Raw genomic sequence first — 22932 nt, 5'->3', positions numbered from 1 at the left:
ACAACTCCGGATTAACGTAAAGACGGCGGGCACAGCTGATCTGCAGTGGCCTTTTCTATCGGGAATAAAAACTGCTGCTGCTGGAGATACCACTGCTGCTGGTCCAGCATAATCTGCCAGGTTGCAGAGGCTGCCTCACCACTTTGCGACAGCTGTACGCGGCAAACCTGCGCCAGGATTAAAGCATCGTTTTGCTGCGGTAAGGGTAACTGCAGACTTTGCCAGCTCTGCAGCAACATGTCGGCATTGACTGCGGCCACTGCCGGTTCCAGCCGCCAGACTGGCCCGGCTTGTTTTAACACAGCCTGGGGAAATTCTAACTGCAGGATGCGTTGACCAGGTTGTACCACAGTCACCACAGTGTTTTGACTGCGCATCATCGCCAGATGATTTGGTGCAATATAAAACAAGAAAAACAGTGCCAGTACACCGAAGATAATCAGATTGTTCCAGGATTGGCGGGATAATTTCAGCATTGGAATCGTTGATGGCCTGCAGATGCAGGCAGTGTACCGGATAGTGCAGCCCCCGCCAATTTCTGAGCGCAGAACTCTGACGACTGTAGCCGGCAATGAATCCGGGGGCTGCAGCATTCCAGATCGCAGAAAAAACAAAACCCGGTACAGGACCGGGTTTTGTTTTTGGAAATAAATCCGATTATTTGATTTTCGCTTCTTTGAAAATCACGTGCTTGCGCACTTTTGGATCGAATTTTTTGATTTCCATTTTTTCTGGCATGGTGCGCTTGTTCTTATCAGTTGTATAGAAAAAGCCAGTACCAGCAGAAGAAACTAAACGGATCTTATCGCGCATTTGCTAATTCCTTAAACCTTTTGACCTTGCTTACGCAGATCAGCTAAAACGGCATCGATACCATTTTTATCGATGATACGCATAGCCTTGGTTGTCAGGCGCAGCGTGACGAAACGGTTTTCGCTTTCAACCCAGAAACGGTGAGTTTGCAGGTTAGGCAGGAAACGGCGCTTTGTTGCGTTGTTGGCGTGTGAACGACGGTTACCTACCATCGGACCTTTGCCAGTGATTTGGCACACTCTAGACATGTCAATGTATCTCCAAAATTACTTCAGCTCGAGCTATCGTCATCCTTCTGGCCAAGAAGAATGCCCCGGATTTCTGAAAGGGCGCAATTTATACACGATAAGCCGGCAAAACTCAAGCGATTCCGCCTGAAGTTTAAACGAGGATCGTGTTGATCCTTTCAGATCTTAAAGCCAGCCGCGTTCTGCGAAGGATATTACCTCCGCGTCGCCGACCACAAAGTGATCCAATAACTTGATGTCGACCAAAGCCATAGCTTGGGTCAGGCGCTCCGTTATTGCTCTGTCAGCACGACTCGGCTCAGCAACTCCGGATGGATGATTGTGAGCCAAAATAACGGCGGCGGCATTATGCGCTAAAGCGCTCTGAACTACAATACGCGGATAGACCGGAGAGGCATCAATCGTGCCATAAAACAGTGGTTCAGCTTTAATCAGACGGTGCTGACTGTCTAAATACAAAGTCATAAAGACTTCACGGGTTTCCAGACCAATGCTGTACTGCAGATAATGTTTCACCATGCCGGGGTCGGAAAACACTGTATCGCGCTGCAGATGCTGGTACAAGCAGCGTTTACACAGCTCCAGCACGGCCTGGGTTTTCACATACCGATGCACCCCTAGCCCTTTGTGGCGACAGAACTGGCCGCGCGGCGCGGCGAAAAACGCCCGCACGCCGCCAAAATCCTGCAGCAGCTGGCGTGACATCGCCACCGCATCGAGGCCGGCACAGCCGTGGCCGAGAAAAATCGCCAGTAATTCACCGTCGGACAAAGCGCCGGCCCCATAACTTAATAATTTCTCGCGAGGTTGTTCGGCCGCAGGCCATTGCTTGATGGTCATGATCACTCGTCCTTGAGTTCGTGGTATCTTATCGGCCAGTTTCTGGCTGATGGTTTTCTTATGCACAACATCCTTGCTGGCAAAAAGATCTTGCTTGGGATCAGCGGTGGCATCGCTGCTTACAAATCTGCCGATTTAGTTCGCCGCCTGAAAGAGCGTGGCGCCGAAGTCCGTGTCATTTTAACTCCGGCCGCTGCCGAATTTATTACGCCGTTGACCTTACAAGCGCTGTCCGGCCATCCGGTCGGCCAGTCATTGCTGGACCCGGCGGCCGAAGCCGCGATGGGCCATATCGAACTGGCAAAGTGGGCCGACTTTATATTAGTGGCGCCAGCTTCGGCCGATGTCATCGCCCGCATCACGCATGGCTTGGCGAATGATTTGCTGACCACCTGCATTCTGGCTAGCAGCGCACCACTGGCCATCGCGCCGGCGATGAATCAGCAGATGTATAAAAACATAGCGACCCAAGCCAATTTATCAACTTTAATTTCACGAAATATTCACATATTTGGACCAAATGCCGGCGAGCAGGCCTGTGGCGATGTTGGCCCGGGCCGGATGCTCGAACCGCTGCAGCTGGTTGATGCGGTGATTGGCGTCCTGAAAACGCCCGCGCAGCAACGCCTGCAAGGCGTCAAAATCACTATTACTGCAGGCCCGACGCGGGAAGCCATTGACCCGGTGCGGTACATCAGTAACCACAGCTCCGGCAAGATGGGGTATGCCCTCGCCGCCGCTGCCGCCGCGTTGGGCGCAGAAGTCACGTTGATCAGCGGGCCGGTGCAGCTCGCAACTCCTGCTGGCGTCAAAAGAATTGATGTCACCACCGCAGAACAGATGTATGTCAGCAGTCTGCAACAAGCACAGCAGTGCGACATTTTTATCGGTTGTGCCGCCGTGGCTGATTTTCGTGTGGCCGAATTGGCGTCGCAGAAAATCAAAAAAACCGCCGACCATGACGGCCTGTCACTGCAGCTTGTGAAAAACCCGGACATTATCGCCAGCGTCGCGGCGCTCACTTCACAACGGCCTTTTACAGTCGGCTTTGCCGCCGAGACGGAAAAAGTCGCCGATTATGCCCGGCAAAAACTGCAGAAGAAAAATCTCGATTTGATTTGCGCCAACGATGTGTCCGACCCGTCGCTTGGCTTTAACAGCGAGCAAAACGCCATCACGGTGTACAGCAAAACCGCCGAATTCCCACTGGGGCAGCGCAGCAAAACTGAGCTCGCACAAGCTTTAATTTCCCTGATTTATGAGCAATACCAAGATGAAAAAAAGCATTGAACTGAAAATTCTTGACCGCCGCATTGGTACTGAATACCCGCTGCCAGAATACGCCACGCCGGGTTCTGCCGGGCTGGATCTACGCGCTTTATTAGATGAACCGCTGACACTGTTACCGGGCCAGACTGAACTGATCCCAACCGGTCTTGCCATTCACATCGGTGATGCGAACTTATGCGCGACCATTCTGCCGCGCTCCGGCATGGGCCATAAAAACGGCATCGTATTGGGCAATCTGGTCGGCCTTATCGATTCGGATTATCAGGGCCAGCTGATGATTTCTACCTGGAACCGCGGCCAAAATGCTTTCACTATTCAGCCGGGCGACCGCATCGCTCAGCTGGTGTTTATGCCAGTGGTGCAGGCGCAGTTTGAACTGGTCGAAGAATTCGATACCTCAGAGCGCGGCGAAGGCGGCTTCGGCCACTCAGGCCGGTCATAATTGCTGATGTCGACACCCAGAAGCAGCAACCGCAAAGCGGAAATTCTGGATGCGCTGGCCGTGATGCTGGAAAAAAGCCCCGGTCAGCGGATCACCACCGCCGCACTTGCGGCGCAGGTGGGTGTCACCGAAGCGGCGTTATATCGTCATTTCCCCAGTAAAGCGCGGATGTTCGAAGGCCTGCTCGATTTGATGGAACAAGAGCTGCAGCAGGAATTTCGCGTTATTTTCCAAACCCACAAACAAGCCGAAGCCCGTATTCAGCTGATGCTGGAAGCCCTGCTGCAATTTGCCGGCCGCAGACCAGGCTTATGCCGGCTGCTGACCAGCGAAGCCTTACAAGGCGAGCAGGAACGACTGCGCGAACGCGTCACTTTATTACTCGACAGTCTGGAAAAACAACTGAAGCAATGCCTGCGCGAGCGTAAACTCGGCACCGGCAAACGCCATGGCGATGAAGCCGCAGTGGCCAATTTGCTGCTGGCCTTTATCGAAGGCCGGCTGCATCAGTATGTGCGCAGCGGCTTTAAAGAAGCGCCCCACCTGAGTTTTGCCAGTCAGTGGCCAGCATTAAAAGCGGCCCTGTTCGCGCAGGATTAACAGTGTTCCGTCTGTCAGCGCCATGGTCATCAGGCGCAGTATTGCAACACAGCAAATCGCTGCGGCTCTGCGGTCAGACGACCTCCGACATGCCACTGACGATGGTGCTGCAGCGTGATCAGGCCTGCATCACTTTGAGTGGCTACAGTGACAGCGCGGGTGCTTTTGGTTTTGCCATCGACGCACTGCCGCCTTCCGGCCCCTGGACGCTACGTATTTCTACTGACGGTAGCCAATTAATACAGCTGGATGACCTGTGGTTTGGCGAGCTGCTGCTTTTTGCCGGTCAGTCTAATGTTGGCTGGCCGCTGGCGCGTTATCCAGAGCAACTCTCTGCCGCCATGACACAGCTGCAAAATCACCAGCGGCTGCGCTGTTACCAAAGTGCCCCCACTGATTTTCAGGCGCCGGGCCAATGGTTAGCGCTAAGCCCAGAGCACTGTGTACGCTGGCCGGCGCTGCTGTATCACTTTAGCCAGTGTTATCAACCGGCAGAAACCGACGTGATGCTGGGGCTGGTGGATATCAGCTGGCCCGGCTCTGCCATCGACGCCTGGACTGAACACGCTGACGGCTCCAACGCCACCCAAGCCTGGCTGTCGGGCGCTTTGTTTGCAGCTAGGCTCAAACCCTGGCTGCAGCAACCTTTCTCCGCGCTGGTTTGGTATCAGGGCGAACAGAATGCGATGGGCAAAGACGCAGCCCACTATGGCGACAAACTGCAACACTGGCTGCACAATTGCCGTCAGGTTGCTGGCTGGGAGTTCCCTCTGCTGTTGGTACAAATCGCTGGTTTTGGCCAATCTGGCCTGCCACAACTGCAACATGGTTTTGTGCTGGTGCGTCAGGCGCAGCAATACATCGCTGCAACAGCGCATCAAGTTATGTTGGTGTCTGCCGCCGATTTGGGCGCTGAAGATGATATTCATCCCCCGTTTAAAGCCGAACTAGCCCGGCGACTGGCGTTGCAACTACCGCAGCTGTTAGATGCCGGATTAGGCTGCAGAACCTCTCAGCTAACAGCGCAACTGCTTGAGCGCAACACAACAACGGCGCGACTGCGTTTGCCACAAGCGTGCAGTTGGCAGCACAGCGGGCCACTCGACGGATTTTTTATACATAGTCCTGCGGTGGGCTGGCAGTCCGCACCGGCAGTGCTGCATGCGGCGCACCATCACGTCCATATCACAGTGCCGGCAGACGCCGATACGCTGTGTTATGGCATGTCCGCGCGGCCGCATCTTACTTTATACACAGCGGAAGGCTTGCCATTGTTGCCGGGAATTTGGACGCTGCCGGTCTTCACAGCCACTGAACTGGCTGGAGGCGCAGAATCTGGTTGGGTTTGACTACTGTGCAGTCACAGGCGCTTGTTGTTGCTGCCACAAGGCTTTTTTCGCTGCAAGGTGCTGCCAAATCTGCTCACACTTCGATGCGTTCTGCTGGCAATACCCCGGGTAAAACGCCAAATACAGTGGCATTGCAAACAAGGGCTGGTCCAGCTGCCTGAGCTGCGCAAAACCGGGTTGCTTGCGGAACATATTATCGACGACGCCCGGCGGTACCACATAACCATCCAGGCGCCCCTTACTTACCAGTTCCACGGCCTGAGTGATGTCGGTTTGCAGCGGCGACAACGCATTCAACTCGCGTAGCCGTTGCTCCGCAAGATAACCTTTTAATGTGATTAAGCCGTACTTCAGCCCCGTGAACTGCAGGCCATCCCAGCGAACCTGGCTCTGCCGATGCACATAAATATTGTAGGGCACTTCGTAAAGCGCCAACGCCGGATTGGGTACCTTGCCCAGTTGCGGGAAGCTATAAATATTGGCGCGCTCTTCAGTCCAGCCCAGCGACAATAACCCCGTAACCCGGCCCTGCTGCGCGTGGCTGAGGCATCGCTGCCAGGGTTGATTGATAAAAACGGCCTTTGGCAGGACGTCTAGCACCCAACCGGCGATACGCGCAGTGTGCTGACCATCAATACGCTGACCTTTGACCTGAATTTGCTCAGCGGCGGGAACATCGCCAGGCATGTCGTAGCAAAATATTTCTGCAGCAAATAAAGCAGGCTGCCAACACCAGCAAAAGAGGAAAAGGCCGCGCCAATACATAGTCTGGACGACTCCGCCAAGGGAATTAGAACTACCTTAGCACAGTAAAAAACTGTGTTGTGCGGTTTTATTGCAGCAGTTGCCAGATGGCTGCGCCCCACACCAGTGCGACAATGGTCAGGCTTAAAGTGACAGCTGCCGAGCCCATGTCTTTGGCGCGACCGGACAGTTCATGGCGTTCCAGACTGACGCGGTCAGTCAGCGCTTCAATGGCGGAATTGAGCAGCTCAACAATCAAAACCAGCAGCAATACGCCTACCAGCAAGGCCCAATGGCCAACCGACTCGGCCAGCACAAATGACAGTGGGAACATCAGCATGGCGAGCAGAGCTTCCTGCCGAAACGCCGCTTCAAAACGCCAGGCGGCGACAAAACCTTTACGCGAACACTCAGTGGCTTTGAGAATACGGCCAAAACCGCTGCCATTTGGTTTATTGATCAACACAGACTCCGCTAAAAACAAGCAGGCCAGCAACGCTGGCCTTCAAAGCTGACAGAAGGGATGTAGTTATCGCAGCTTAAACTTAACAATTCCTGAAGACAACCCGGCGTCTTAAACGCCAAACTCCGCGCGGTAGGCTTTGACTGCATCGAGGTGCTGCGCCAGTTCTGGTTTGCCTTCGAGGTATTGGATTAAGTCTTTCAAGCCAATGATCGACACCACTTTGGTGCCAAAATCACGTTCTACTTCCTGGATCGCTGACAGTTCGCCTTTGCCGCGTTCCTGCCGGTCCAGCGCAATCAACACCCCAGCCAGTTCTGCACCTTGCGCCTGAATAATTTCCATCGATTCGCGAATGGCAGTACCAGCAGTGATCACGTCATCAACCAGCATAATGCGGCCTTTGAGTGGCGAACCGACCAGCGAGCCGCCTTCGCCGTGCGTTTTGGCTTCTTTGCGGTTAAAGCAATATGGCACGTCGCGATTGTGATGTTCTGCCAGCGCCACTGCGGTGGTGGTGGCAATTGGAATACCTTTATAAGCCGGGCCAAATAACACGTCAAAATCAATACCGGCATCCATCAACGCAGCAGCATAAAAACGCCCAAGTTTGGCCAAATCACCACCGGTATTAAACAAACCGGCGTTAAAGAAATACGGGCTGGTGCGGCCGGATTTCAGCGTAAATGAACCAAATTTCAGCACCTGACGCGACAGGGCAAATTCAATAAATTCTTGTTGAAAAGCTTTCATCGGAAGACCTTAAAGACAGATTTGTTATGCCAATACACGTTTTTGTTCGTCGACGATTTCGCGAATTGCGTCTTTCGCCAGCGCCAGCATCGCCTGCATTTCTTCAAAGCTGAATGGCTCAGCTTCTGCAGTGCCCTGAATTTCAATCAGTTTGCCGGTTTCAGTCATCACCACGTTCATGTCGGTTTCAGCAGCGGAATCTTCGACATATTCCAAATCAGCGATAGGTTCGCCTTTATACACACCAACAGACACGGCAGCGACCATATATTTCAGTGGGTTGGTTTTGATCAGACCTTTAGCGCGCATGAAGTTCAGCGCGTCACATAAAGCCACACAAGCGCCGGTGATGGCTGCAGTGCGGGTGCCGCCGTCGGCCTGAATTACGTCGCAGTCAAAAGTAATGGTATTTTCACCCAGCAGTTTTAAATCAACCGCGGCGCGCAGCGCGCGACCGATTAAACGTTGGATTTCCATAGTGCGGCCAGCTTGTTTGCCTTTGGCGGCTTCGCGGTCGTTGCGGGTGTGAGTCGCGCGTGGCAGCATGCCGTATTCAGCGGTGATCCAGCCTTTGCCCTGGCCTTTCATAAAACGCGGCACGCCTTCTTCCACAGACGCAGTGCACAGCACTTTAGTGTTGCCAAACTCCACCAGCACCGAACCTTCGGCGTGAGCAGTAAATTGACGGGTGAAACTGATAGGACGGATCTGACTGGCTGTTCTGCCGCTTGGACGCATGGGAAACCTCGATGGCCATTGATTTGGCGAAAAATGATGCCGGCATTATAGGGCTTTCACCGCCATACCGCCATCTCTGCCACAGCCGGCGTTTTTCGCGCAGTCAGCAGATTGGCCTTCTGCGCGGCTTTGTGGGTATACTCGGTTTTTCCATGTTTTTTGATGTACACAAGGATAATCGCATGATCCACAGCATGACCGCTTTTGCCCGTCACGAAATTAAAGCGACCTGGGGCAACGCCGTTTGGGAGATCCGCTCCGTTAACCAAAGATATCTCGAGAGTTATTTTCGGTTACCCGAGCAATTCCGGGGTATGGAAAGCCTGCTGCGCGACAAACTGCGCCAGAGCCTGCAACGCGGCAAAGTGGAAGTGAACCTGCGCTATAACGCGGCGCAGCAAAGCGGCGATTTAAAAATCAACGAAGCATTTGCCGGCCAGCTGATGAAAGCCGCCAGCGCTTTGGCAGCTCAAAGCCCGCAAGCCCAGCTGAATATCGCCGACATCCTGCGCTGGCCCGGCGTGATGGAAACCCAGGAAGAAGACATGGACTCCGTGCAGGCCGAATTACTGGCCAGTTTTGACATCGCGATGAAAGACTTCCTCGCCGGCCGCGGCCGTGAGGGCGTCGCCATTGAACAGCTGATTCGTGACCGTTTAGACCAAATCTCCACGCACGTTGCCAACTTACGCGTGCACCTGCCACAAGCACTGCAATGGCAACGCGACAAAATGCTGACCCGCCTGCAGGAAATCAAAGCCGAGCTGGAGCAAAACCGCCTCGAGCAGGAAATGGCCTTCCTCGCGCAAAAATCCGACGTCGCCGAAGAGCTCGACCGCCTCGACGCCCACATCAAAGAAACCCGCCATCACTTAAAACAAGGCGGAGCCATCGGCCGTCGCCTCGACTTTATGATGCAGGAATTTAACCGCGAATCGAATACCTTGTCGTCAAAAGCGATTTCGACGGAGATCACCAATACGGCGGTGGAGTTGAAGGTGTTGATTGAGCAGATGCGGGAGCAGATCCAAAACATCGAATGATTTTTTAAGCTGGTTCAAGCTGAATCAGATAAATGTAAGTGATTGATATAAAAATAATTACCTAATCAAGCTGTATCTTTCTGGCTCAAGTAGCGTAAAGCAGATGGTTACCAGTTTGGTTACCAGTCGCCCTATTGCAAGACCTCAAAATGGTTACTAGTATAAGCTCCATAAGTGTCGAATTTATGGAGCTTTTTCCTATGACAACCGTTGCCGAACTGAAACAAATCATCAGTGCTGGTACGCCAGTCCGTAAGCCTGTTGGTAACAACCTCTACTTCCGTTTAAATCAGTACAAGGTGGCTAGTTGGGAATTCCGTTATGTCATCAACGGTAAACGACGTTATATGACCATAGGCAATTATCCTCAGCTAAGTCTCAAAGAAGCTAGAGAAGTAGTTATTGGATTGTCAGATCAGAGAGACGAAGGCAAAGATCCATTGGTCGAGAAAAAAAGAGCTCAGTCGGCACAGTCATACACTTGCGATAAGCTATTTGATGACTGGTTCCACCAAGATTTACTCCCGAGAATCAAACACCCTAAAATTCCCCACCGGATATATGGTAAAGACATTCATCCAATCCTTGGCGAGCTTTCGGTGGCTTCTGTCACGCCTCTGGACGTCCGTCAGGTGATCCTAAAAATCCGCGAGTCGAACCGACCAACAATCTGCAACGATGCACTGATGTATATGAAGCAGATGTTTAGACATGCCATCAAACTTGGCCTGATTGACTCTAATCCAGCAGCCAGCTTCAATACCAACGATGCAGGCGGCGTAGAAGATGCCAAAAGCAGAGCGCTAAGCGAATCAGAGATTGCCGAAGTGTTTCGTATATTTCGTGAAAACATCAGCAGTTTTGGCCGTGATAACTATATTTCTTGCTGCCTATTTCTGATGCTTGGTGTGCGTAAGTCAGAGCTATGCGAAGCGAAATGGTCTGAATTTGATTTAGATAACGGACTTTGGAACCTACCAAAAGAACGGATGAAGACAGGTGTACCTATCACCATTCCGTTACCGACACAGGCACTGACATTATTTAAGATCCTTAAAGTGCAGGCTGGTTTCTCTGAGTATGTCTTACCAGCAAGACGCGCTAGCAAAACACCGCATATGGGATCTGATACCTTAAATAGAGCAATCACCAAATGCTTTGGTCATGAAGCAGGCCGCAAGGTGCAACCCAAAAATTTGATGGGTGATATTGCACACTTTAGTGTGCACGACTTGCGTCGCACCTTTCGGACGCTTTGTGCAAAATTGGGTATTTCAGGTGATGTGGCAGAACGCTGCTTAAACCATAAGCTCAAAGGTGTTGAAGGTATTTATGACCGTCATGACTACTTAGAAGAACGTCGAGTCGCTCACCAACGAGTTGCTGATGCGCTTGAAAAATACCTCGACCTGAAGACGATGAGTCCTTACTTTTCCTGACCTTCATATTGCTCTTTCAACTTTTTAATCGTACCGGGGGGGCCAACATGTACCCTCGGTTCCATCCGCTCAGGTAGTTTAGCGACAACATGAACACCTAGAGGTCGTTTGCTCACCTTTGGCTCAGCATCCAAAGTTGGTAACTTATCAGCAGCTAATTCAAGTAATGTTCTGATGGCAACTTGATAAGATACTCTTCGTTTATTCAAATAACCCGCAACCGATGACTGCAATTGCGCAGCCAGTTCGTTGCTCAAGGTAATTTTCTTCTTCGATAACGCATACCGACGCGACTTCTCTGCATCGATAATCTGTTTTTTCAGTTTTGGTAAATCAGCTTTGTCGGAAATTTTATCGATCAACTTATTCAGCTTTATAGCGACATCCGTTTGTTCTTTTTTCTTCAGTTTGCTGAAGCCATCCAACAGCACAAGACATTGCTCAACAAATTTGAACGCTGAATGCTCAGGTGAGACATCACTTCGCAATTTCTTGATTACAGATTTTGCGCCATCCTTGAATACGCGTGTTTTAATAGTTGCCATAACTTAAGCCTCTTTAACCATATGAATGAACAAACAATAGTGCATGACACGCAGAAATTGAGTAACCTAAAGGTATTAGATCTCACCAACCAATGGAAATACCATGTCTATTTTGCTTGATAAAAAAGAACTGAAAAAAGCCGCCAAAGAAATCTCTGTTGCCAAAATTCATGAAGCGATTGAAGTACTGCAATCAGTCATCGCTGATCGTCAAAAAGAAATCGACACCATCGAACAAATTAAACAACTAGCAAAGGCACAAGGTTTCTCTCTTGAGCAACTCGGCCTGCAACTGACAACCAATGTCGCTGCCGAAGTAGTTGAAGAAAAAGTCGAAGCTGAAAAACGTCCTACAAAACCAAAGTTCAAAACGCTGAATCCAGAAAGCCAATTTTTCTACGTTGAAGATGGCAAGTTGCACCTGCTGAAAACACATACCATGAAAAAAGGTTTGGAAGAACGTGGTATTAAAGTTGTGCCGTTTGCTAAGGTCGAAAAGAAATTTCAAAGTGAGATATCACCACTTATTGCTGATGCAGTTGCTCAAGCGACAGAGAGTTTTAACGCTAAAGTTGAAATTTGGAATGCTTGGGCAGAGCAGAATGGTGAAGATATTTTAAGTAAAAAATAAATAAATTGATAGCCGCTAGTAATTTTAAGGGTTTATAGCGGCTATTCATTCAAAATATAAATTTATATTGTGACCAAATAAAATTATCTAAATAATTAACCATAGATCATTTTGCTCAAATTTAAAATTATATTTCTTCTAATCTGAAACATGAATAAAGGATCTCGACTAAAACAACATAGAACACTTTTAAACATACTAAATGCTTTAAAAGTATCATATTCATCAGAAACATTTGAGAAGTCAGAGTAATTAATACCACAGTTTAGCGCAAACTCTTGATGAAATCCGCCCATCTCCTCTAGCTCTTTTAATTCTTCAAAAACAAACTGTCGAGTTATTTTTTTATCACTAGATAAAAAATCATTAAACAACACTTCAGACCAGCGCATACAAAAATGGTCAACACCATCATCAGCAATTTGAGATTGCACAATTTTTCCATGTTTTTTTTCAAATTCAATGAAAATAGCTATTCTTTTAATATTCTCAATAGCTTTATTAGACGACGATTCACCATCTATCGATAAACGATTTTTTTCCATGTGTATAACATGCATAAAATCTTCATATGCTTCTAAGTAACGCTCTTGAATCATCAAGCAAGCGCCTCTATTTAGAAAAACAGATGAGTGATGTGGGCTCGATGAAATCGAATAAGAAAAATGATTTATTGCTTCTTCTTGATTACCGTATTGTGAAAACTGAATTGCTTGGCGGAAAAATTTCTCACCTTCAATTTCAGATCTTTCATCAGTCGAAATCCTAGTCTGCACACTTTTAAATAGAAAATCAAAAAAACCCATACATCATTCCTTTATTAAATTAAGCTTTACTTAATATGTAATCCCGATTGTTAAAATAAAATGAATCAACAAAAAATGGTATATTCACACCATCCAAATAATCTGATTTTTTCTCTACAAATATTTCTTTTACGTATCTCGGCGGTATATGATTAATTACCAAAACTTCTGCCTGTGAATCTTTTGGATAAGGTGTTACACTAAAATTATTATCGGTATGAAACATCCGTCTTAACGCTTTTAATCCATATAACTCTGACTTATCTAAGCGTGAAATTGATGAACTAGCAGCATTTTGCCAGCAGAAAAGACACTCTAACTCCCAGAGTATATCAGGCATTAAAGTTAAAACAGCCCATTGTTGATTGGGCTGCATTTTCCTGTATTTGTAGAGCATTTTATCATTTGGATATGACAAAGATACCGATATTGTATTAGTTCGATAATCGAATCTTGATTGATCATTAACAAAATGAGATTTATAGATTTCATTATTGAAATCTATACTGTTAATTCCTATATCAACTATACTAGGAATATTTTCAATTTTTGTGAAGTGTATTAAATTTGAAATCCCTGTTTTTTCTGAAAAAAACTTTATACTTGCTTTTTCTTTTAAATTGGAATACTTCCCGATTGAAAATTTTTCCATCACCGCGTCAACGATACGTAATCGAAGATCTATTGTGGTTTGAAATGCACCAATCTCGAGAAGATAATTAGTGAGGAAAATGTTGAGTTCATTAAAATCAGATGGATTTTGAGGACTTTGTAATATAACACCACTTGATTTAATGAAATTTCTTACCTTTAGCGAGCTGGTCGCGCCGAAAGATAACTCATTACAAACGAATTCGTAAGCTGAGTGATCATCTAGGTTATTAATTAGATAATTAAAAACAATCTCAAAATATTTATCCATAAAATTTTCAGAACAGCTCACTTTGTTTGTAACCTACATTATTACCAGACGCACTCAAAAGCTCTAAATAATACTCGGAACTTTCTATGCATTTTTTTAGTTCACCGGAACTCCATAGGGAGACAAATAATGCTGCAGACCTCGCCTGACAATTAAAGCTTTTTTTTGGATTAAACTCAATATCCGTAAATGCTCTATATTTCAGAATTTCAGATGACAAATCGGATGAGAGGAATACAGTATTAATATAAAGCCAGTCATAAAATATTGTTTTTGGCTCTAGAGGCCATAATTTTCCATTACTGGAAAAGCCAATTAAGTTGCCACTTTCTTTCAGGCGTTTATCAGATTTTACTTCATTTGCTGCCATATACAGCAGGTCTTTATATGGCCCACCTCTATCAAACACTTTTGATGATTGAAAAACATTTTCTAGAGGCACGAATTTATTTGTTTTAAGTTTAACTTCTAAGTTAAAAGCACTCAACTTAATCCCTAACGGATCCAAACTTTTTGTCGATATCTCTAAAATTTTTAATTTTTCAAATTTATCATTTGCAGCCAAATGCAAAGAATTAATAGATTTTTGTTTCTGTGATATAGCAAGTCCTCTATGCCATTCGAAATCTACTAATTCCTCCGTTACATAGGGCCATGAACTACTTGATATGAAAATTGGTCTAGAAGCCAAAATGAATCCTTACTTATGAAGTAAAAATATTTTTAAAAATTAAGAAAAATACACAAAATCCTTTTTCATCAATAGTGACTAGTTTAGATAGGGTTGGAAGGTAAGTATCCGCAAATTGGTCTAATAAAAATGGCCTTGTAGATTGACGATACTGTACATTTACACAGCACAAAATAAAATTCAAATTTTCATGAGAATAAAGTCACTACACTATTCTTATAAGACTCCATTGAAAACTAAAATGAAAAAATTTAGTATTTCTGACTAAAATCTGAAAAGCCTTCTTACTTCTTCACAGCAAATGTCGTTCAATTTCAGTAAAAGTAACTTTATTTTCTGAAACAAACAGCTCTAGTACACGCTGGTCGATTAGCTCCACAGAATTCAGCTCTGCTTGCTCTATCGCATTCCGATTAAAAATGCGGTTGGTGAAACATGCTCTGCGAAAATTCATCTCAGGAAATTTCTTTTGATAATGTGCAGTGCCTCCGACAACATCCTTGATTGCTTCCCATCCAAGATCTTTATTTGAAGACTTCGAACTCTTGCACTGCACAAGGATGCCTTCATGTCCTTTGATTGCAACCACATCAACGCCTTTGTCATCACTCTGAGGAGTAATGAAGACCTGATTAAAACCAAGTCTGCTAAAATAAAATGCAGCTAACGCCTCAAGCAACTCTGGTTCAATACCTTCTAAGTGGTCTTTGCTGAATAGCCTCTCATTGATTGTGATATCAGGTGGTGAGATTTCGCCAATTTCTATAGATTTCCAATTTACATCAGATGCGCCATTAAGAATGTCACCGGCCAATTGACGTTTATACTCAAGTAACTCATCAAGCTTTTGCTCGAAACTTATAAAACCGTTACCAACAACAATTGGCGTATAAACAAATACATCTTTTGTCTGGCCAATACGATAAGCACGGTCAGTAGCTTGGTCTTCTTTTGCTGGATTCCATGTTCGAGTGAAGTGGATCACATGGTTAGCCGCTTGGATGTTAACACCATAGCCAACAGCAACAGGAGATAAAATAATCACTGCAAAACCATCAATAGCAGAATATCGAGCGATACGTTTCTGACGGCTATTCGCGTTATCAACAGAAGTTTCAGTGTCACCATTGATGATGTCTGCTTTAAAATCAATAAAATGCTCTATACATTTCTTAATAATCAGCTGAAGAGAACGAAACTCGCAAAAGACAATCACTTTCTCGTTCTTAAGCTGGATCTCTTTCAATTGCTCCATCAACCAAGCCATTTTTGGTGAACGCGAGATAATTTCTTTAACTGGTAAATCTATAGAGGTTGTACATCTATATTCAGCAGGATCACTACAAATAGCTCGAAGATGCTGCAATAAAGTCAGATGATTTTTAAAAGGTGATTCCTCACGCTGGTTATTAAACAAGCTGAGAGATGTGCGATAAAGACCGAGCTGATAATCAGACATTTGCAGCTTTTTACAGTCAGGTACAAAGATCTTTTCTTTTAGATCTTTCGCAACATCTGCCTTTGTTCGTCTCAAAATTTGCGGCTCAACCAACTGCCTCAGCTCGTCCAACTTCACACGGTCATCATCTGTTTTGGTTTCGATTGGCTTTTGATATTTCCTTCCAAACTCATTTAGCGCACCAAGTAAACCCGGCTGAATGAAATCGAATAAACACCACAAATCTGTCAGGCTGTTTTCAACAGGAGTACCAGTGCATGCAATTTTGAAAGTGACATTCTGCTTTTGTGCAGATCTGGTCAGCATCGCATTTGGATTTTTGATTTTCTGCGCTTCATCACAGATCATTACTGACCACTGTTGTGCTGCGAATGAGAATTCATAGTCACGAAGTGTTTCATAGGTTGTCAGAACTAGATGACTATCACCAACCCAATTCTTACGAAGAAATTTATGACCACGTAATTCATCATTCAATCCATTTGGGGTTATACGCATTTCCTGCAGCGCTTTACCGTAAGCAACACAGATTTTCAGAGCATTTACATCGAAAAAACGAAAAATTTCTTGCTGCCAGTTTTCTAATAAAGATACTGGAGCAACAATTAACGCAGGCTTTTCTGAACTATTAGATTCAAAAACCCAATGTAAAAATGTGAGTAATTGCAAAGTCTTACCAAGACCCATGTCATCGGCAAGTAAAGCGCCTCGACACATATGTGGCGCATTCATATACAGATTTTGTAGCCAAGCAATACCGTAATACTGGTGTGATTTGAGTTCTACGCTAGCCTTTAATGCTTTAGGTATTAACGCCTCAGCAGCTGTTGGTAAGTGTAATTGTTTACGCTGTTCAAGATAACTTAGCGACTCAATGTTTGCTTTGAGCACTAATCCTTTACGGTTGCTCTTTTCATTTGTAGTTTTCTTTCCGCTACCATTATTAGAGCCGTCACTGGTATTAACATCCTGACCGTTCAAATAAGCAGATAAGGTATTGGCTAATGACCTTGCATCAGGCAAAGGTAAGGTTTTCTGAGTATCCAAAATCTTGACTGTTGATTGGCCAAGATTTTCTGCCTGCAAAACTGCCGATGTGAGTTCTTTTAATGATTCTGGAGTCGCAGGTACATTAATAAACTCACCAGTATCTGAATCAGTTACACCAATTTTTGGTGTATTTAAATCGTCTGTATTGGTATCAAGTACACTCGGCTTTTCTATATAAGGTGAGCTATAACGTTTCTCTTCACCAATTTCTGCAATACGATCGGAGTAATTATCGAGGTTATAGATATCAGAAGCCGATATTTTAGTTTGTGATAATTTCCAACGCTGACTCGCATCAAAGAGCAGTGATTGTTCATGAAAACTGTCCCCAAAGAGCTCAAATTCGAACTCGTCATAGAGAAAAAGCTGTCTTCCTTCATTTCTTGTCTTGGTTAACTGTTCTAAAAAGCTATCGAGTTGCTGCGGATCTTTAAAAAGATAATAGATCTCACCACCACCAGCATGCATTGACTGCATCACTTTCAAACCAACCGCGATAACTTCATCACCTTCTACTGATATTGCTGCAAAAAATCGGTCAAATTCTAAATCAGCAGCAACACGCGATTTTTCAAATTGTTCTAGGTCTAGACAAGCAGCGGCTGATTCACCTAGATATGCAACAGGATTGGTAATAAATGCTTCAGCCTCAGCACCAGCCACTCTGCGATTCGGCATTTTTTTGATTTCGCGCAGAATCGTTTTTACTTCTGGCGAAGGAAGAACTTGCACGATACCTGAGTCAGTCGAAATGTTGTAAACATCAGAAACTTCTGCACGATCATCAAAAGCTTGAATCCAATCAACTGGACAATCAGAAAATTCAGGAATGACTTCTATGAGACACCTTTTGCTGAGCTCGGAACGTCGTAGCTCTAAGTTAATTTTGTCAGGAGTAAGCACTACTGAACGCAGCAAAAACTGATCTAATTTTGCACCTGCAGCAACAGCTAATCTGCGGATTTTTCCCCAATGCCGATGGTTATAATGTTGATCGGCTTCTGCTTTGTTTTGATAAAACTCAGTTATTGCTTGGGTTAACTTGTAGTTTTCTTCACTTAATAAAACTAATTGTTCTGCAGATTCCCATGCTGGGCCAAATTTTGGTTTAACTGCAATTGTCGAATTATGTTCGTCTAGCCAACCGTTTATTAAAATCTTAAATGTTGGATCCAGCAAAGAACCTTGACTGCAAAGTTCAGCCTTTAGTTGTTTTATTTCTGGAATGGCAATTTGGGATAAAACTTGCTGATAATCTGGGTGAGATATAACATCAAAAATCGAATGCCATTCGATTATAAATTCTTCGTTAGAACGAGTAGCGTAACCTTCACTCTCTAGCTGCTCCAGAATTAACTCTGCGTACTCACCACATTTATGGCCATCTTCACCTTTAGACCATGTGATCTTATTTTGATCGAATTTACATGACCATGCAGACCAGTTGGTATTACGAGCAGATGCTTTTCTTTTTTTAAGCCAACCTAACATCTTAAGACCTTACGAAGATTTATAAAACGAGCTGTTTCGCTCAGACCAGATAAAACCTTTGGATTTAAGCAATTTACTTAGCTCTTCAGAGAAACCGCCATATTTTTCAATCCAAAGTGCGCCACCCTTTTCTCTATTATCTTTGATGGTAAAGGAATGCTGGTCTGCTAACTCTTTCAGCGAATTTATTTCAGCTTGACGTCTTTGATTAGTAATCGCATTACGTTCAGCTTGTTCAGCTTGTGCTCTGGCTATTTTTGCGAGTTGCTCATCAGTGGATATCTGTAGGGAGTTCTTAAGGAAATAACTAAAATTGTATTCCCAAGATCCGCCATGGCTTAATTTGTCAATAAATGCTGGTGATGACCAATTTTTAAGCATGCGTCCATCTCCATAAAGCCCCCAAAGTGGTCCTGGTTGATGTGCATTGCTTAGATTGAACGGTAATGGTTTACTCGCATTAAAGAAATAAGTCGCATTGCCTGTAGTGCCAAATTCAACAATAACGACATCGCGAATTTTCATAATGAATGCGTTGTTAGACGGTACACCGCCAGCTTCAAGCTTGAACGTTAAACCTTGCATTTCTTGGCGCATTTGCTTGAAATCGGTACTTCGGTTTTCAAGAGCTGTTCGACCAAACGCAAAATACATCTGCTCAATTTGATCTGTATATTGCATCCAGAAAGCAACCCTCCGTTGATCGTTGTTACCATCGTCAGCTAAGAAGGTGAAAAACTGTTTGATAAACTTTTCTTTTAACCAACGCGTGATCTGCATCTTGGTATTATCTTCAACTCGAGCCCATTTGTGCTGATTTGTGCTGAGCCAAGGGTTTTTCCAATGGTCTACTGCAAAATCACGTAGTGCTAAGTGTTGTGGTGCTGCAGCGCACTTAAAGTAACGGTCTAAAATCTTCGCAAGATTTCGATCAAGAAGTAGTGAGTGGGTTTTAAGTAACTCAAGCAGCTTAGGAATCAATTCTTTGAACAGACCATCTTCAGCAACACATGCAGCATCTACTTGAGCATTGACCAACAACTTCATAAACCATGAAGCGTCCGTTATATTGAGCTGCTGTTTAGCCTCATTAACGAGAGTGGCGTTACCTTCAAGGAGCGACTTTCCGAACTTATCGCATGGCTTTTCCGTCAACACTTCATGGTTAAAGTGCAAATACTCGATCCAGTCTCTTGGTTTATTCACATCACGGATGTGCAGCAAATTATCAAATAAAAAATCTCTAAGTTTCACCCAACTTGCTAATGCTGCTTTACTAAGCTCTTTGATTTCAGGATGGACGCTAAAATAAGCGTTGAGCAGTCCTCGATACATTAATCGAAATGCTCGCATTTCTTTTTGTGCGCTTTTGACAAATTTAAGTAATTCGTCAAACAAGATGGAGTGATCTAACAAAGAGGTCGAATTAGGCAATACTGATTCAGTGCAACCAAAACACAAATACCTTGCATGCCTTATATCTTGAATGTTCTTAACCCTAAAAAATGTCACCAGTGCTGTATGGATCCTTCCTGCGTCTGGCGCTTTTACGCGCTCCTGTCTCGCCCATTTTTCCAGCTGCTCTCTTTTCCTCTGAATGGCTTCGATACCACGAGTCAGCTCTGGAGCAATAGATAACGCAACCATAGCTTGTTCATTAAGCTCACGAAGTTGGTTCGTCAGTTCATTCAGGTTCTTCATGATCAAATACTGCACCGACCAAAATCAGCTTCCGACTGATTGATATCAGGTCGACGATGCTCTTCGTCTAAACCAAAAAACTCCAATCGAAACTCAATCCGTCGACTGGCATCAGCAGACTCTTTGCTTGAATTTGATGAATATCCACCAACTAAAAACAACTGTTTAATTTGCTGTTTTTGACCAACAGACAAACTACTTTTCAAATCCGCTGATGGATTTAACAGCACGCACAAAACTCGTTGACTGCGTTGTAAGCTTAAATTGAGGTTGTAAAGATATGTACCAGCTTTATCGGTATAACCTTCTACAACTACTCTTTTAAGCCATTTCTCGCCTAGCTGGTCTTGCGCTATTTTCAGCAGATCAGGCACAAATTCATGCAGTTTTTCGGCTTTTTGCTGATTGATATCTGACTTACCGAATTCAAAATTCGCTTGGTCGCCAAAGTCGATAACATTTCTCGATTTATCAACGGTAATGCCATGCATACGAGTAGCGTTCTCGACTTGAGCCAAAAGTTGTTGGATCTCATCATCACGTTGTTGCTTTTTCTGTTCAGCTTCGGAGACAGTTTTTGTAACGGCAAGCAACGCAACACTCATAACCAATAAAAACATAACCATCAGTGCAGTCATCAAATCGGCAAATGAAATCCAAAATGGTTTTTCTGCATCGTCAGCGTTTCGCTTTGATAAAGACACATTTCTAAATAGCATTCAGGTGCCCTTATCGAGTTGGAATCGAATCGACTACATCTTGCAAATCTTCAATACCGGTTCGTAACAAACCTACCGATGAATTCAGTTGCTCGTGGAACTTAAGGTTGGCCTCACCGACAATTTTGATCATGCCTTCACTAAACGTTTGCTGCGACGAAGCAAGCACTTTAGTGACATTTTCAAGGTAACTATCTATTTCCGTGTTAGCTTGAGAAAGTTGCTGTGCTGAGTCCTGCAGTTTTTTCACAAGTGCATCCGTCATGGCAACTTCACGTTTTGCCGTATCAACCACGGACTGCATTGAAGCCATCATATCTTTTAACGAATTACGCTGCGTCTGATAATCTTGCATACCTGAGTTCAACTGCTGGCCAACTTGCGTCAAACTTGTCGCTGCACTTGTTAATGTTGTACTTAATTGCGCAGATTTCGTTAGTGTTGCTTCAACATTTCCACCAGCTGCAGCAAACTCGGTCGATGCACGATATAACTCATTCGCTCCCAAATTCATCTTATCTAAGGCGGAAGACGTAAATCGTTCTACTTGTGTGACTAACTCTGTCATTTTGCCTATTGCGGCATTGGAAGATTGAGTTAGCTCTTTCAGATGACTTTCAAGAGATTCATGTTGACGTTGTTGCGCCTCAACTTGTTGTCGTGTTGAACCAAGAATCTGGTCATTGGACTGAGTAACTTGTGATTGCATGCTTTGCACGAGAGTTTCGAAAGCGCCAGTTACATTAGATAGGTTTTTTTGCATTTGCTGGTTGGACTCATCACCTGCTTCAGCAAGTCGTTGCTTCATCACATTGATAAAGTTTTCCATGTTTTGGTTCATTTGCTCTTGCTTATCAGAAGCAAGCTTCAATGCGTTGGTCAGTGTATCTGAGATGTCTTGAGAACCTTTTTTACCTGCATCCTCAAAAGACTTAGCCATCAGTTCAATCTTTGAAACTGCCGTGTTTAGTGCAGAAATAGTCTCTTGCTGCGCCTGATTGATCCCACTAATTTGCCCACCGAACAGATTTTCTAATTGAGTGCTGAAATCTTTAAGAACTTGGCTAAGCAAACTATGAACCGCGTTACCTTGGTCTTGCCTTACACCTTGCATATTGTCGGATAACTGTTTTAGAGGGCTACTTAACTCTTCAACTAACGATTGTCGAAATGCAGCACCAAGTTCACTAGTTGATGCTTTGAAGGCATTAATCTGCTGTTCTGAAATTTTGTGCAACACACTCGTCAGCTCGGTGACAAATGCATCTTTCAACATACTCATTTGTGCTGATGAGTTTTCAGACGCATTAACAAGCCGCTCTAGATATTCTTCACCAGCTCCACCTTCAAATATGCTATCGATCTTCTGAACTAGCTGTTCAAGATTAGAATTTAGAATAGTGACGAACCACTTTTCAAAAATAGTGATTAACATAGCTAGGCAGATTGCGGCTGCAGAAACCAAGAAAGCCTCTGTAACGCCAGCTAGTAAGCTATTCAGACTAGTTCTAACAACTGCAGAATCGTCACTGATATTGAATCGAGTTAAACCTTGCAATAAACCTATAAAAGTCCCAATGATGCCGATACCAGTGAGGATACCCGGTAAATGTTTGAAAAAATCAGTACGAAGAGACAGATCAACTATCACTTCTGGTTTAAAGAACACGCCAGCTGGCACAGTTGAACGGTTCCGCACAACTTCAAGCATACCTGTCGCTTCATTCAGTTCTTTTTGTGGGTGAAGCGTCTCAACGAACTCACTAACTAGATGCCGAAAATCGGATTTGCTGCCAAATATTTTTGATAAATCAGCGAGTGAACCTTTTGAGCTCTGCTGATTTAGCTCCTTAAGTGCGTTTTTTAATTCGCTTCTGACTCGGAAAAAAGGCAGCATAAATAGCCCGATAAAAATCAAAAGGAACAAAAGCAAAAGACCTGCAATCACAGCTACATGAGGATGATTAGAAAAAATAGATAAAATAAAGGTCAATGACACTTCTCTCTCCGTATAGTTATGTCAGAATCTTGATGCAAAGCGCTCAAAATTAGTAAAAATTAAATATATCACTAGCTTAAAAATCAATCATCCCTTTTATGGGTAATCATTGATAGTGCAAGGATACTTATCATTCCTAGGTAACCGTGTTTTTGT

General features: G+C 44.8%; 23 protein-coding genes. 7 read left to right on the top strand and 16 right to left on the bottom strand.

Features of this window, described 5'->3' with window-relative positions; all coding sequences use genetic code 11:
• Positions 1 to 11: 11 nt before the first annotated feature.
• From Q399_RS0106085 to radC, 4 genes are all read right to left on the bottom strand, one after another.
• Positions 12 to 476 carry a hypothetical protein gene (locus Q399_RS0106085; RefSeq protein ID WP_031566728.1) on the bottom strand — a complete coding sequence of 155 codons (465 nt, stop codon included), beginning with the start codon at positions 474 to 476 and terminating at the stop codon, positions 12 to 14.
• Between the two features lie 181 nt (positions 477 to 657).
• Positions 658 to 813: a 50S ribosomal protein L33 gene (rpmG, locus tag Q399_RS0106080; protein WP_031566726.1), complete on the bottom strand. Its 156-nt coding sequence runs from the start codon at positions 811 to 813 to the stop codon at positions 658 to 660.
• An 11-nt stretch (positions 814 to 824) separates the two neighbouring features.
• Positions 825 to 1061 (bottom strand): 50S ribosomal protein L28, encoded by a 237-nt coding sequence (gene rpmB / locus Q399_RS0106075; RefSeq protein WP_031566724.1) that lies wholly within the window; start codon positions 1059 to 1061, stop codon positions 825 to 827.
• Between the two features lie 165 nt (positions 1062 to 1226).
• Positions 1227 to 1901: a RadC family protein gene (gene radC / locus Q399_RS0106070; RefSeq protein WP_031566721.1), complete on the bottom strand. Its 675-nt coding sequence runs from the start codon at positions 1899 to 1901 to the stop codon at positions 1227 to 1229.
• A 60-nt stretch (positions 1902 to 1961) separates the two neighbouring features.
• Here radC and coaBC point away from each other — a divergent pair, with 60 nt between their 5' ends.
• The 4 genes from coaBC to Q399_RS0106050 are packed head-to-tail and all read left to right on the top strand — an operon-like array spanning position 1962 to position 5582.
• On the top strand, positions 1962 to 3191 hold the full coding sequence (gene coaBC / locus Q399_RS0106065) for a bifunctional phosphopantothenoylcysteine decarboxylase/phosphopantothenate--cysteine ligase CoaBC (protein ID WP_031566720.1): 1230 nt from the start codon (positions 1962 to 1964) through the stop codon (positions 3189 to 3191).
• A complete protein-coding gene (gene dut, locus Q399_RS0106060; RefSeq protein ID WP_031566718.1) occupies positions 3175 to 3633 on the top strand; it encodes a dUTP diphosphatase in 459 nt (152 codons plus the stop codon). The genes coaBC and dut overlap by 17 nt, the downstream gene beginning before the upstream one ends.
• A 6-nt stretch (positions 3634 to 3639) precedes the next feature.
• Positions 3640 to 4233 carry a nucleoid occlusion factor SlmA gene (gene slmA / locus Q399_RS0106055; RefSeq protein ID WP_031566716.1) on the top strand — a complete coding sequence of 198 codons (594 nt, stop codon included), beginning with the start codon at positions 3640 to 3642 and terminating at the stop codon, positions 4231 to 4233.
• A gap of 2 nt (positions 4234 to 4235) precedes the next feature.
• Positions 4236 to 5582: a sialate O-acetylesterase gene (locus tag Q399_RS0106050; protein WP_031566713.1), complete on the top strand. Its 1347-nt coding sequence runs from the start codon at positions 4236 to 4238 to the stop codon at positions 5580 to 5582.
• Here Q399_RS0106050 and Q399_RS0106045 read toward each other — a convergent pair whose 3' ends face one another.
• The 4 genes from Q399_RS0106045 to rph form a co-directional block, all read right to left on the bottom strand.
• Positions 5583 to 6269: a substrate-binding periplasmic protein gene (locus tag Q399_RS0106045; RefSeq protein ID WP_157836244.1), complete on the bottom strand. Its 687-nt coding sequence runs from the start codon at positions 6267 to 6269 to the stop codon at positions 5583 to 5585. It abuts the gene before it with no gap.
• Positions 6270 to 6414: 145 nt separating this feature from the next.
• Positions 6415 to 6789, bottom strand: a complete 375-nt coding sequence (locus tag Q399_RS0106040; RefSeq protein ID WP_377244950.1) for a diacylglycerol kinase — start codon at positions 6787 to 6789, stop codon at positions 6415 to 6417.
• Between the two features lie 111 nt (positions 6790 to 6900).
• Positions 6901 to 7542: an orotate phosphoribosyltransferase gene (gene pyrE, locus Q399_RS0106035; protein WP_031566706.1), complete on the bottom strand. Its 642-nt coding sequence runs from the start codon at positions 7540 to 7542 to the stop codon at positions 6901 to 6903.
• 24 nt (positions 7543 to 7566) lie between these two features.
• The gene (gene rph, locus Q399_RS0106030; RefSeq protein WP_031566704.1) at positions 7567 to 8280 is read right to left on the bottom strand and encodes a ribonuclease PH; all 714 of its coding nucleotides are present in this window, start codon (positions 8278 to 8280) and stop codon (positions 7567 to 7569) included.
• Between the two features lie 182 nt (positions 8281 to 8462).
• On the opposite strand from rph, the gene Q399_RS0106025 reads away from it, so the two are divergent.
• Both Q399_RS0106025 and Q399_RS0106020 read left to right on the top strand, forming a co-directional pair.
• On the top strand, positions 8463 to 9323 hold the full coding sequence (locus Q399_RS0106025) for a YicC/YloC family endoribonuclease (protein WP_031566701.1): 861 nt from the start codon (positions 8463 to 8465) through the stop codon (positions 9321 to 9323).
• Between the two features lie 200 nt (positions 9324 to 9523).
• Positions 9524 to 10762: a tyrosine-type recombinase/integrase gene (locus Q399_RS0106020; RefSeq protein WP_031566697.1), complete on the top strand. Its 1239-nt coding sequence runs from the start codon at positions 9524 to 9526 to the stop codon at positions 10760 to 10762.
• Here the strand turns inward: Q399_RS0106020 and Q399_RS0106015 are convergent.
• Complete coding sequence (locus Q399_RS0106015) at positions 10750 to 11307, bottom strand: hypothetical protein (RefSeq protein ID WP_031566694.1); 558 nt, start codon at positions 11305 to 11307, stop codon at positions 10750 to 10752. The two genes, Q399_RS0106020 and Q399_RS0106015, sit on opposite strands and share 13 nt — an antisense overlap.
• 103 nt (positions 11308 to 11410) lie before the next feature.
• Between Q399_RS0106015 and Q399_RS0106010 the strand changes: the two genes are divergently transcribed.
• On the top strand, positions 11411 to 11938 hold the full coding sequence (locus Q399_RS0106010) for an H-NS family histone-like protein (RefSeq protein WP_031566692.1): 528 nt from the start codon (positions 11411 to 11413) through the stop codon (positions 11936 to 11938).
• 95 nt (positions 11939 to 12033) lie between these two features.
• Here the strand turns inward: Q399_RS0106010 and Q399_RS0106005 are convergent, their stop codons facing one another.
• The 7 genes from Q399_RS0106005 to zorA all read right to left on the bottom strand — a co-directional run bounded on the left by Q399_RS0106005 (position 12034) and on the right by zorA (position 22776).
• On the bottom strand, positions 12034 to 12744 hold the full coding sequence (locus tag Q399_RS0106005) for a tetratricopeptide repeat protein (RefSeq protein WP_031566690.1): 711 nt from the start codon (positions 12742 to 12744) through the stop codon (positions 12034 to 12036).
• A 19-nt stretch (positions 12745 to 12763) separates the two neighbouring features.
• The gene (locus Q399_RS0106000) at positions 12764 to 13666 is read right to left on the bottom strand and encodes a DarT ssDNA thymidine ADP-ribosyltransferase family protein (RefSeq protein WP_031566688.1); all 903 of its coding nucleotides are present in this window, start codon (positions 13664 to 13666) and stop codon (positions 12764 to 12766) included.
• Positions 13667 to 13673: 7 nt separating this feature from the next.
• A complete protein-coding gene (locus Q399_RS0105995; RefSeq protein WP_031566685.1) occupies positions 13674 to 14357 on the bottom strand; it encodes a DarT1-associated NADAR antitoxin family protein in 684 nt (227 codons plus the stop codon).
• Between the two features lie 292 nt (positions 14358 to 14649).
• Complete coding sequence (locus tag Q399_RS0105990; RefSeq protein ID WP_051685816.1) at positions 14650 to 18357, bottom strand: SNF2-related protein; 3708 nt, start codon at positions 18355 to 18357, stop codon at positions 14650 to 14652.
• Positions 18358 to 18366: 9 nt separating this feature from the next.
• Entirely contained in the window at positions 18367 to 20058 is a 1692-nt protein-coding gene (locus tag Q399_RS0105985) for an EH signature domain-containing protein (RefSeq protein ID WP_031566681.1), read from the bottom strand.
• Between the two features lie 2 nt (positions 20059 to 20060).
• Complete coding sequence (locus Q399_RS0105980) at positions 20061 to 20777, bottom strand: OmpA/MotB family protein (protein WP_031566679.1); 717 nt, start codon at positions 20775 to 20777, stop codon at positions 20061 to 20063.
• 10 nt (positions 20778 to 20787) lie between these two features.
• Positions 20788 to 22776: an anti-phage ZorAB system protein ZorA gene (zorA, locus tag Q399_RS21440; RefSeq protein ID WP_031566677.1), complete on the bottom strand. Its 1989-nt coding sequence runs from the start codon at positions 22774 to 22776 to the stop codon at positions 20788 to 20790.
• Between the last annotated feature and the right edge of the window lie 156 nt (positions 22777 to 22932).

Source organism: Rheinheimera texasensis DSM 17496, assembly GCF_000711985.1.
Taxonomy (GTDB): Bacteria; Pseudomonadota; Gammaproteobacteria; order Enterobacterales; family Alteromonadaceae; genus Pararheinheimera; species Pararheinheimera texasensis.
This window is presented reverse-complemented; position numbering and strand designations above follow the sequence as displayed.

Coding starts and splice junctions, on each gene's coding strand:
- Q399_RS0106085 (WP_031566728.1), bottom strand. CDS start 476: ATGCTGAAATTATCCCGCCAATCCTGGAACAATCTGATTATCTTCGGT.
- rpmG (WP_031566726.1), bottom strand. CDS start 813: ATGCGCGATAAGATCCGTTTAGTTTCTTCTGCTGGTACTGGCTTTTTC.
- rpmB (WP_031566724.1), bottom strand. CDS start 1,061: ATGTCTAGAGTGTGCCAAATCACTGGCAAAGGTCCGATGGTAGGTAAC.
- radC (WP_031566721.1), bottom strand. CDS start 1,901: ATGACCATCAAGCAATGGCCTGCGGCCGAACAACCTCGCGAGAAATTA.
- coaBC (WP_031566720.1), top strand. CDS start 1,962: ATGCACAACATCCTTGCTGGCAAAAAGATCTTGCTTGGGATCAGCGGT.
- dut (WP_031566718.1), top strand. CDS start 3,175: ATGAAAAAAAGCATTGAACTGAAAATTCTTGACCGCCGCATTGGTACT.
- slmA (WP_031566716.1), top strand. CDS start 3,640: ATGTCGACACCCAGAAGCAGCAACCGCAAAGCGGAAATTCTGGATGCG.
- Q399_RS0106045 (WP_157836244.1), bottom strand. CDS start 6,269: ATGCCTGGCGATGTTCCCGCCGCTGAGCAAATTCAGGTCAAAGGTCAG.
- pyrE (WP_031566706.1), bottom strand. CDS start 7,542: ATGAAAGCTTTTCAACAAGAATTTATTGAATTTGCCCTGTCGCGTCAG.
- rph (WP_031566704.1), bottom strand. CDS start 8,280: ATGCGTCCAAGCGGCAGAACAGCCAGTCAGATCCGTCCTATCAGTTTC.
- Q399_RS0106025 (WP_031566701.1), top strand. CDS start 8,463: ATGATCCACAGCATGACCGCTTTTGCCCGTCACGAAATTAAAGCGACC.
- Q399_RS0106020 (WP_031566697.1), top strand. CDS start 9,524: ATGACAACCGTTGCCGAACTGAAACAAATCATCAGTGCTGGTACGCCA.
- Q399_RS0106015 (WP_031566694.1), bottom strand. CDS start 11,307: ATGGCAACTATTAAAACACGCGTATTCAAGGATGGCGCAAAATCTGTA.
- Q399_RS0106010 (WP_031566692.1), top strand. CDS start 11,411: ATGTCTATTTTGCTTGATAAAAAAGAACTGAAAAAAGCCGCCAAAGAA.
- Q399_RS0106005 (WP_031566690.1), bottom strand. CDS start 12,744: ATGGGTTTTTTTGATTTTCTATTTAAAAGTGTGCAGACTAGGATTTCG.
- Q399_RS0106000 (WP_031566688.1), bottom strand. CDS start 13,666: ATGGATAAATATTTTGAGATTGTTTTTAATTATCTAATTAATAACCTA.
- Q399_RS0105990 (WP_051685816.1), bottom strand. CDS start 18,357: ATGTTAGGTTGGCTTAAAAAAAGAAAAGCATCTGCTCGTAATACCAAC.
- Q399_RS0105985 (WP_031566681.1), bottom strand. CDS start 20,058: ATGAAGAACCTGAATGAACTGACGAACCAACTTCGTGAGCTTAATGAA.
- Q399_RS0105980 (WP_031566679.1), bottom strand. CDS start 20,777: ATGCTATTTAGAAATGTGTCTTTATCAAAGCGAAACGCTGACGATGCA.